The 478-nt window shown below is 46.4% G+C and carries 1 protein-coding gene; it reads right to left on the reverse strand.

Features of this window, described 5'->3' with window-relative positions; all coding sequences use genetic code 11:
- The coding region (locus tag ASG38_RS18430; protein ID WP_162239648.1) for a SprB repeat-containing protein at positions 1–478 on the reverse strand (478 nt) is incomplete at both ends.

The raw sequence follows: 478 nt of genomic DNA on the forward strand, positions 1-478 counted from the left end.
GGCAGTTCCGTAGGCGAAGGCAGGAGAAATTGCATATTCAATCGTTCCCGTTCCTCCGGTAGCGGTTACTTCAATACTTCCTGTAGCATCTCCAAAGCATAATACATTAGCTGTTACATTTGAAGTTGCTGTGATTGGTAATAAATTGTCAATAGTGAAAGGAACCGTTTTGGTACAGCCATTGGTGTGCTGTACATAGGCGGTATGGCTTCCCGGAGCAATGTTGCTGAACGTATTTGATGTTACATACGTTACTCCGTCCAGTGAGTACTGAACCTGTGAGGCTACTGCAGGGTTTACGTTAATGGTAACGGTGTTTCCTGGTACGTTGCCGGTACAGTTAGGTACTACCGTTGCCGTCGGCTGTATGTCAACCCCGTTGTTTATCGTGAATGTCTGAGGTGTAATCTCACATCCGTTGGCATCTTTCACATAAATGGTATAGGTCTGCCCACCGTTCAGGTTGGAGTAGGCCAGT

This window comes from Flavobacterium sp. Leaf359 (genome assembly GCF_001423985.1).
GTDB classification, from domain to species: Bacteria; Bacteroidota; Bacteroidia; order Flavobacteriales; family Flavobacteriaceae; genus Flavobacterium; species Flavobacterium lindanitolerans.